The organism is Streptomyces mutomycini (assembly GCF_001700505.1).
Taxonomy (GTDB): domain Bacteria; phylum Actinomycetota; class Actinomycetes; order Streptomycetales; family Streptomycetaceae; genus Streptomyces; species Streptomyces mutomycini.
On record NZ_MAPV01000232.1, the window covers coordinates 1 to 9,127 of the forward strand.

Annotated in this window: 8 protein-coding genes; 4 read left to right on the top strand and 4 right to left on the bottom strand. The window is 72.6% G+C overall.

The features are described 5' to 3' along the window. From BFF76_RS27665 to BFF76_RS27675, 3 genes are all read left to right on the top strand, one after another. Positions 1–182 (top strand): SAV_6107 family HEPN domain-containing protein (locus BFF76_RS27665; RefSeq protein ID WP_244167354.1); only part of this gene is annotated, 182 nt, incomplete at its 5' end. Between the two features lie 102 nt (positions 183–284). Next, positions 285–1,043, top strand: coding sequence for a class I SAM-dependent methyltransferase (locus BFF76_RS27670; protein ID WP_031098902.1), 759 nt, complete (start codon positions 285–287; stop codon positions 1,041–1,043). Positions 1,044–1,345: 302 nt separating this feature from the next. Continuing rightward, positions 1,346–1,750: a DUF3040 domain-containing protein gene (locus BFF76_RS27675; RefSeq protein WP_031098904.1), complete on the top strand. Its 405-nt coding sequence runs from the start codon at positions 1,346–1,348 to the stop codon at positions 1,748–1,750. A gap of 319 nt (positions 1,751–2,069) precedes the next feature. Here the strand turns inward: BFF76_RS27675 and BFF76_RS27680 are convergent, their stop codons facing one another. The 4 genes from BFF76_RS27680 to BFF76_RS27695 all read right to left on the bottom strand — a co-directional run bounded on the left by BFF76_RS27680 (position 2,070) and on the right by BFF76_RS27695 (position 7,655). Then, positions 2,070–4,490, bottom strand: coding sequence for a transglutaminase TgpA family protein (locus tag BFF76_RS27680; RefSeq protein ID WP_065849303.1), 2,421 nt, complete (start codon positions 4,488–4,490; stop codon positions 2,070–2,072). Then, on the bottom strand, positions 4,487–5,860 hold the full coding sequence (locus tag BFF76_RS27685) for a DUF58 domain-containing protein (protein WP_065849302.1): 1,374 nt from the start codon (positions 5,858–5,860) through the stop codon (positions 4,487–4,489). The genes BFF76_RS27680 and BFF76_RS27685 overlap by 4 nt, the downstream gene beginning before the upstream one ends. Continuing rightward, a complete protein-coding gene (locus BFF76_RS27690) occupies positions 5,860–6,900 on the bottom strand; it encodes an AAA family ATPase (RefSeq protein WP_031098913.1) in 1,041 nt (346 codons plus the stop codon). Before BFF76_RS27690 ends, BFF76_RS27685 begins: the two co-directional genes overlap by 1 nt. A gap of 191 nt (positions 6,901–7,091) precedes the next feature. Further along, entirely contained in the window at positions 7,092–7,655 is a 564-nt protein-coding gene (locus tag BFF76_RS27695; RefSeq protein ID WP_031098915.1) for a beta-class carbonic anhydrase, read from the bottom strand. Positions 7,656–8,063: 408 nt separating this feature from the next. Between BFF76_RS27695 and rsmH the strand changes: the two genes are divergently transcribed. After that, positions 8,064–9,029, top strand: coding sequence for a 16S rRNA (cytosine(1402)-N(4))-methyltransferase RsmH (gene rsmH, locus BFF76_RS27700; RefSeq protein WP_053929864.1), 966 nt, complete (start codon positions 8,064–8,066; stop codon positions 9,027–9,029). Positions 9,030–9,127 lie beyond the last annotated feature (98 nt).

A 9,127-nucleotide genomic window follows, 5' to 3' on the forward strand; every position in this document is an offset into this window, starting at 1 on the left:
GGGCCCGGCGCCGGGCCCGTGCGGAGGCGGGCATACCCGGCGCGGCCAGCAGCCGTGACGCCGACGACCTGCTGCGCGACGCGGCCATGTTCCTGCGCCTGGTGGAGCGGCTGCTGGTCCTCCAGCCCGTCCTTCCGCAGCCCAGGAAGGACGGCCCCGGACAGCGGCGCGACGCGGAGTGACCGCGGCGGCGGTGCGAGGCAATAGGGTGGAGAGCACCCGTATCACCTGCACCGTTCGCGCTCCGCCGTCCGTGGCGGCACCGTGCCGAGGAGTCAACTGCCGTGTCGGACCAGCTGCGCCCCCGCGCCTCCCTCCGTACCGCCGTGGTCTGGGAGGTCCTCAAGGACGCTCTCGAGCGCCTGGTCAAGGCGACCGGCAGGGATGCCCTGGACGTGCTGGACACGGGCGGCGGGACCGGCAATTTCGCCGTGCCCGTCGCCCGGCTCGGTCACCGGGTCACCGTCGTGGACCCCAGCCCGAACGCCCTGTTCGCGCTGGAGCGCCGCGCGGACGAGGCCGGTGTCGCCGACCGGGTCCGCGGAGTCCAGGGCGACATCCTCGGCCTGTTCGAGGTGGTGGACCGCGCCGGTTACGACGCGGTCCTGTGCCACGGCGTCCTGGAGTACGTGGACGACCCCGCCGAGGGTGTGCGCAACGCGGTCGACGCCCTCCGTCCGGCCGGAGCGCTCAGCCTGCTCGGTGCCGGCCTCGGCGGAGCCGTCCTGGCCAGGGCGCTCGCCGGGCACTTCTCCGAGGCCCGGCAGGCCCTGACGGACCCCGCCGGGCGCTGGGGCGACGGTGACCCCGTGCCCCGCAGGTTCACCGCCGACCAGCTGACGGGTCTGGTCGACGCCGCGGGCCTCCAGGTCGGCGCGGTCCACGGTGTGCGGGTCTTCGGCGACCTCGTGCCGGGTGTTCTCGTGGACACCGAGCCGGGTGCGATGGAGGAGCTCCTCAAGCTGGAGGCGGCCGTCGCCGAGCTGCCGGCTTTCCACTCGGTGGCGACCCAGCTGCACGTTCTGGGGGAGAAGCGCGCCTGAGCGGTGACGGCGACACCGTCGGAGTACGGCCGCGAAAGCCGCAGGAGCACGGCTGATCAGCAACGCAGCTGCAGACGGAGTAGCGCCCGGAACACCCGATCGGGCCGCGGGCCCCGTATGATCGGGTGACACCATCCGGCATGACGGATCGGAGGTCGGGGAATCTACGCCTCAGCAGCCGAGCCGAATTGGCGGTCCGGACTGGCTGAGGCTAGAGGGCGGGTTTCACGGGGGCGAATCCCTGCCTATCCTGGAAGGGCCGCATACCGGTCGCCCCCGCGGCCGACGACGAGGAGGACTCCGTGCCGCTCTCGGAGCACGAGCAGCGAATGCTCGAGCAGATGGAGCGAGCGCTGTACGCCGAAGATCCCAAGTTCGCGACAGCGCTTGAGGGAAGCGGGCTGCGCAGGTACACCCGGCGACGGGTCTACCAGGCGGTGGCTGGCTTTCTGGTGGGTATCGCGCTCCTCATGGCCGGAATGGTTTTCCAGCAGACCTGGGTCAGTGTGGCGGGATTCCTCGTCATGCTGGGCTGTGCCGTGCTGGCGGTCACCGGATGGCGCAAAGCGCCGAAGCCCGGTGAGCAGCAACCGGCGGGGAGTGCGAGCGGGGGCGAAGGCGAACGCCGACATCCCAGGCAGCGCCGGTCGATGATGAACCGGATCGAACAGCGGTGGCAGCGCCGCCGCGACGAACAGGGCCAGTGAGCTTTCCGCTTCCCGGCCGACGGCGGGCAGGACCTGCCGCCGGCCCCGGAAGCGGACCGCGCGCACCGGGAACTTGACGCTGGACCTCACACGTGAGGGGCGGTCGCATCGCGGCGACCGCCCCTCACGCGTTCTCCCGCAGGACTCTGTGCCCCCACTCTGTGCCCCCCCGGGACTCCTAAGGGCGCGGACCTGCCCAGCCTCCACCGGCCGGGCATCGACCTGCGCGCCTTCACCGGCCGGGCGTCGACCGGCCCGGGCCTCCCCGTGCCAGGTCTCGACCCGCCCCGGCCCCGGCTCCCGGGGCCGGGCCAGGGGATCAGCCCCGCTGTCGTGACGGGCGGCGCAGCCGGCCCGCCGGGCGGACACGCCCGACGACGCGCGACCAGCGGCTGCCGAGTTCCGCCAGGCGTTCCGAGACGGCCCAGATCACCCGAACGGCCGACCGGGGTGCGAGCGTCGCCCGCAGCCTGTCCCAGCGGCCGGCCGAGGACCTCAGCCCCTCCCGGACCTCCCGCACGTCCTCGGCAGGTGCCACGGCCCCGCCCGGCTCCGGTGCGTACAGCACCTGCTCGACCGCCCCGGCCACCCGGTGGACCGCTGCGGCCGCCGGGCCTTCGAGGCCACCCAGCCGCACCACACGCGCCGCGGCCCTGCGCGGGGTCTGCGAGTCGTCCGGCGCAATGCCGTGGTCCCAGGCCGTATCAGTGATCTCCCGCCAGGCGGCCATCACCCTGGCCGCCGCATCGGCGGCCGTACGCCCCTTGGAGGAGCCGAGCCGCCGGGCACGGGCCCGCATCCGCCAGAACATCGGCACCAGCGGGAGCGTGAGCACCACCAGGGAACCCAGCACCCACAGCACCACGGTGCCCGCCGGGGTTCCCGGACCGGCGGAGTCCGCCACACCGGGTGCCGTGGACGCACCGCACTCACCCGGCTGACGCCCCTGCGCGGGGCAGGACTCCGAGGCGGAGGGTGCCGCCGTGGGTGCGGCGGAGGCTCCGTCCGTCGGCAGCGCGGGATCGCCCGGGTCCTGCGAGGGCACGTCCGGCAGGGTGTAGGCCGGTGTGCTGCCCCGGGACGGCGTGGGCTCGAAGCGGGTCCAGCCCACGCCCTCGAAGTACAGCTCGGGCCAGGCGTGCGCGTCCCGCAGCCCGACCGACACCGAACCGTCCGCCTGCGCGGTGCCGGGCGTGAAGCCCACCGCCACCCGGGCCGGAATGCCCAGCGTCCTGGCCATCGCCGCCATCGCGAAGGAGAAGTGGACGCAGAAGCCTTCCCTCTCCTTCAGGAACCGCTCGATCGCCGCGGTTCCGGTACCCGACGTCACCGTCGTGTCGTACCGGAAACCGCCCTCCGTGGTGAACCAGTCCTGCAGCTTCACGGCCCGTTCGTAGTCGTCGGCGGCGCCCTCGGTCACCTGCGCGGCGGTCTTCTCGACCACATCGGGCAGTGACGGGGGGACCCGCGTGTACTCACGGGCCAGGTCCGGAGGCGAGGCGGCCGACGCGGCGAGCTGGGCGGCCGTCGGCTCCACCGCCAGGCTGCTGACCTCGTACCGCGCACCGCCCGTGGTCTGGCCGTCGTCGCCGACCAGGGTGCGCCCCTCGGGCTCGTACCGCCAGCGCCCCCTGACGTCGACCTCGCTCGCCGGGTAGGGGAGCGGCAGATACGTCTGCCGGTACGAGCGCGACGCCGAGATGTTCGTCCGGATCTCGGTGACGGCGACATCCGGGCCGAGACCGGCCGGCTGCGGCAGCCGGTCCGGGACGTCACGCAGCCGGCGGGTCGACGGACGCCACTCGCCTCCGCTGAACTGGTCCAGGGCCAGGATGCGCAGATAGAAGCCCTCCGGACTCGCGGAGTTGGTGCGGTACGTCATCACCTCCCGGTTCTCCGGCTGATTCAGGTTGTTCTGGAGCGAGACCAGCGGGTTCACCGCGGAGATCGTGCCCCCGCCGCTGCCGCCGCCCTGCCCGGGGCCCGTACCGCCCAGCAGCCCGCCGTCCAGCGCCGGCAGGGCCGCGGGCACGGCGAGTGCGATGCCCAGCGCCACCACGCCGATGCGCCGCCCCGTACGGACCGGTGCCAGGGCATGCCCGGAACCGTCCGGGCCGGCCGCCGGACCGCCCGGCGCGCGGGACGCACCACCGAAGACCCGTCCCCACCGGGACAGCCGGTCCCGGCCCTCGGCCAGCAGGAGCAGCAGGTAACCGCACCCCGCGAGCACGAACCAGAGCCATCCCGCCCCGCCGTCGGAGAGCCCGGCCGCGACCGAGTACAGCGCGAGCAGCGGCAGACCGGCCGCGGCCGCGGCGCGGAAGGTCACCGCGAGGACGTCCACGGCGAGCCCCACCAGCAGCACTCCGCCGATCAGCATCAGCAGGATGCCGTCGGTCGCCGGTGCGGGAATGGCGTACCTGCCGACGTCGTCGGCGCCCGTGGTCAGCAGCACGGCGAGCCGCTGGACCGCCTGGGGGCCGGGCAGCACACCGAACAGTGCGTGCTCCCTGGCGAACGCCACGGTCAGCGTCAAGAGGGTGGCGAGCGTCTGGAGGGAGACCGTCAGGATCCTGGCCAGACGCATCCTGCGGGCGAGCGCACCCACGCCGCTCTGCACGGCCAGCAGGAACGCGGCCCGCAGGAGCCACGTCGACGTCTCGACCAGGGGCAGCAGGGCCCCCGCCGTCATCATCGTGGCCGCGAAGGCGCACAGCGCCAGCCGGGTACGCCCGCTCATGACCATCCCCCGGTCTGCCCCGTGGCCGATCCAGCCCCGGACGGCCCGGCGCCGGTGCCCTCCTGGCCCGCCTGTCCCCACAACCGGGCGAGCTCCGCCCCGGGCGGTACCGCCACCGCCGTCCAGCCCGCCTCGCGCAGCAGCCGCAAGCGGTCGGCGGCCGGTGCGCCGGTCACGGCTGCCTCGCCGCGTGCCCAGTCGTCACCGTCCAGCACGAACGCGACGGCCCCGCGGGTCCGCTGCCGCATCCTGGCCGCCACAGCCGTCTGCTCCTCGTCGAGATCCCCGAAGAACGCCACCAACAACCCCTCGTTGCTCCCGCGCAGCACGTCGTACGCCCGGGAGAGACCACCGCCGTCGGAGTGGTCGACGACCGCGAGGGTGTCCATCATCAGACCGGCCGAGTCCGCGGACTCCTGGGACGGACCCGCGAAGCCGTCGGCGCTCTCACCCGGCACGGCGCTGCCCTCGTCGGTGAGCAGCCGCACCGAGAACCCGCGCTCCAGCATGTGCACCAGTGCGGACGCGGCCCCGGACACCGCCCATTCGAAGGCCGATCCTGGTCCGGCCCCCTCATAGGCCGTCCGCCGGGTGTCCAGCAGCACCGTGCATCTGGCCCGCTGCGGCTGTTCCTCCCGCCGCACCATCAGCTCGCCGTGGCGCGCCGTGGAGCGCCAGTGCACCCGCCGCAGATCATCACCATGGCGGTAACCGCGGGGAATGATGTCGTCCTCGCCGGCCAGTGCCAGAGAGGACTGCCCGCCTTCGCCGTATCCGGAAGCCGCCCCGGCCGTCCGCAGCGCCGGGAGCGGCTCGGTGCGGGGTATGACGACGAGGGTTTCGTAGGCGCTGAAGGAGCGCGTCAGCTCGCACATACCGAACGGATCGCTCAGCTGCAGCTGGAGGGGCCCCAGCGGGTAGCGCCCGCGCAGGTCGGAACGGACCCGGTAGGACACCTCCCGCACGCCGCCCGGCTCCACCCGGTCCAGCACGAACCGGGGCCGGGGGCCGAGCACGTAGGGAACACGGTCCTGGAGCATGAGCATGCCCGTCTTCAGCCGGGAGGCGTTGTCCATCCGCAGATGGACCCGCGCCTCCGAGCCGGCCGGCACCCGGGACGGCGACAGCCGCCGGCTGCCGGACACCGTGCAGCGGGTGCGGTGGAGGACGGTGGCGCAGATCAGGGGCAGCACCGCCAGCAGCAGCCCGACCCGGAGCAGGTCGCCCTGGCCAAGCACATAGGCGCAGACCGCCGCGGCCACACCGGCGGCCAGGAAGGACCGCCCCCGCGTCGTCAGCCCGCTCAGAGCCGCCCGCAGGCCGCCCCCGGTGTCGCTCTCGTCCACGGGGCCGGGTGCCCCGGCCGGCATCACAGCCGCCGTGCGCCGGGCTGCCGGCCGTACACCGGGCCGCCGGGCACAGGCTGCGCGGAGGCGGCCGCGCCACCCGACGTCGGCACCGGGACGCGCTGCAGGATGTCCAGCACGACCTGCTCCGCCGTACGCCGGTTGAGCTGCGCCTGCGCGGTCGGCAGCAGCCGGTGGGCGAGCACCGCGACCGCGAGGGCCTGGACGTCGTCCGGCAGGGCGTAGTCCCGCCCGGCCAGCGCCGCCGAGGCCTTCGCGGCGCGCAGCAGATGCAGGGTCGCGCGCGGTGAGGCGCCGAGCCTGAGGTCCGCGTGCCGGCGGGTGGCCGCCACCAGCTCCACGGCGTACCGCTTGACGGACTCGGCCACGTGGACCGTGCGCACCGCGTCGATCAGCTTCACGATGTCGTGGGCGTGCGCCACCGGCTGCAGGTCGTCCAGCGGTGAGGCCCCGCCGTGCACGTCGAGCATCTGGAGCTCGGCCTCCGCACTCGGGTAGCCGATCGAGACACGGGCCATGAAACGGTCGCGCTGCGCCTCGGGGAGGGGGTAGGTCCCCTCCATCTCCACCGGGTTCTGGGTGGCCACCACCATGAACGGGTCGGGCAGCTCGTAGGTGTGCCCGTCGATCGTGACCTGGCGCTCCTCCATGGACTCCAGCAGTGCCGACTGGGTCTTGGGTGACGCGCGGTTGATCTCGTCGCCGATCACGATCTGGGCGAAGATCGCGCCCGGCTTGAACTCGAAGTCGCGTCGCTGCTGGTCGAAGATGGATACCCCGGTGATGTCCGAGGGCAGCAGGTCCGGCGTGAACTGGATACGCCGGACCGAGCAGTCGATGGACCGTGCCAGGGCCTTCGCCAGCATCGTCTTGCCGACCCCGGGCACATCCTCGATCAGGAGGTGCCCCTCGGCGAGCAGCACGGTCAGCGAAAGCCGTACGACCTCAGGCTTGCCCTCGATCACACCCTCGACCGACCTGCGTACCCGCTCCGCGGTGGTGGTCAGATCTGTGAGGCTCGCTCGATCGTCATAGGTCGTCACCCGGCCCTCCTCGGCCCTTTGTGCACGGGCCCGCGCGCAAAGCGCCCGGCCCGCCCCGAAATACGGACACTCCCCGGCGGACCCGGAGAGATGTCACACCCGCATTCTTGTTGCCGTTACCGCTTCGTGTCACTCGCCTGTGGGCAAGCGGGGGCGATATGCCGGATGTGGTCCGTATGTCGAGGAGGGCTTCAGGGTGCGGGCGTGATCTCGCGCAGCTTGCCGGTGGTCACGTCGAAGACGAATCCGCGGATGTCGTCCGTGTGCAGGAGGAACGGCGAGGTGCGTACCCGCTGCATCGACTGCCGTACGTCCTGGTCGGCGTCCGAGTAGGCCTCCACCGCCCAGACCGGGCGCTGCCCGACCTCGAGCTCCAGGTCCTTCCGGAACTCCTCGGTCAGCGACTCCATGCCGCAGTTCGTGTGGTGGATCAGCACGACGCTGCGGGTGCCGAGGGCCCGCTGGCTGATGGTCAGTGACCGGATGACGTCGTCCGTGACCACACCGCCGGCGTTGCGGATGGTGTGGCAGTCGCCCAGCTCCAGGCCGAGCGCCGCGTGGAGGTCGAGACGGGCGTCCATGCAGGCGACCACAGCCACGTGCAGTACGGGCCGCGCGTCCATGCCCGGGTCGGTGAACTTCTCGGCGTAACGCGTGTTCAGCTCGACCAGGCGATCGGTGACTGTCCCTCCGGAACGCGCTGCGGAGGTGGTGGGGGAATCGGTCTCGGCGGAAGGCTGCGCAGAAGTCGACATGGCTACGACGTTAGCCTTCGCGACTGCTCCCGGCGTGCTGTGGAAAGGGACAAAGAACGTCAACGCGTCTTGTTGTGAGGTAACCCACAAGCCTCACCTGCAGGCACCCGACCGGGTGAGGTTCCCGGTCCGGCGCGGCGGTGCGACGCGCTGCGCGGTTCGTTGATCGCGAATGGATCCGATGGCAGGGTGGACTAAAGTGACGCGAAGTTACCGACACGCCTGCACATTCCGCATGTTCCACATGCTTCGAGTTCCCCGTGATGTGCGGCGTACATGCGGCCCGGCCCTCTCCCGCCCGTCGGCCGGCCGACGCCTCCTTCCCCGGCGCCGGCCGACCTCCCCTTCCGGGCGGGTGGGGACCAGGCCGTATGTGCGGCCACACGGGACAGAGCCTGAGAGGGCGCTTTGAGCCAGACCCGACACGTCCCGGTGATGCTCCAGCGATGCCTGGACCTGTTGGCCCCGGCTCTGGAGGTGACGGGACCAAAGCCCCCGGTCGTCGTCGACTGCACCCTGGGTCTGGGCGGGCACAGCGAGGCCCTGCTCGCCGCCTTCCCCGAGGCCCGGCTGGTCGCGCTGGACCGGGACAAGGAGGCGCTGCGGCTCTCCGGCGAGCGCCTCGCCCCCTACGGCGACCGCGCCACCCTGGTGCACGCCGTCTACGACGAACTGCCCGAGGTCCTCGGCCGGCTGGGGATTCCCAAGGTCCAGGGCGTGCTCTTCGACCTCGGTGTCTCCTCCATGCAACTGGACGAGGCCGACCGCGGCTTCGCCTACGCCCAGGACGCACCGCTCGACATGCGCATGGACCAGACGACCGGCATCGGCGCTGCCGAGGTGCTCAACACCTACCCGCCGGGCGAACTCGTGCGGATCCTGCGCGCGTACGGCGAGGAGAAGCAGGCCAAGCGGATCGTCTCGGCCATCGTGCGCGAACGCGAGAAGGAACCGTTCACCAACAGCGCCCGGCTCGTCGAGCTGATCCGCGACTCCCTTCCACAGGCCGTCAAGCGCACCGGCGGCAATCCGGCCAAGCGCACCTTCCAGGCCCTGCGCATCGAGGTGAACGGTGAACTCACCGTCCTGGAGCGGGCCGTTCCGGCCGCGGTGCAGAGCCTCGCCGTCGGTGGCCGGATCGCCGTCCTCTCGTACCACTCGCTCGAGGACCGCCTGGTCAAGCAGGTCTTCGCGGCCGGTGCGGCCAACACGGCGCCGCCCGGCCTGCCCGTCGTCCCCGAGCGCTACCAGCCCAGGCTGAAGCTGCTGACCCGGGGCGCCGAACTGCCCACCGAGGAGGAGGTCGCCGAGAACAGGCGCGCCGCCCCCGCCAGGCTGCGCGGCGCCCAGCGCATCCGCGAGGAGGAGCGATGAGCGGATCCCGCCGGGCCGGCCGTCCCGGTCACCGGAGTGCCACCGTCCCGTTCTGCGTCCCGCCGGCCCGGCGGGATCCGCTCATCGCTCCTCCTCGC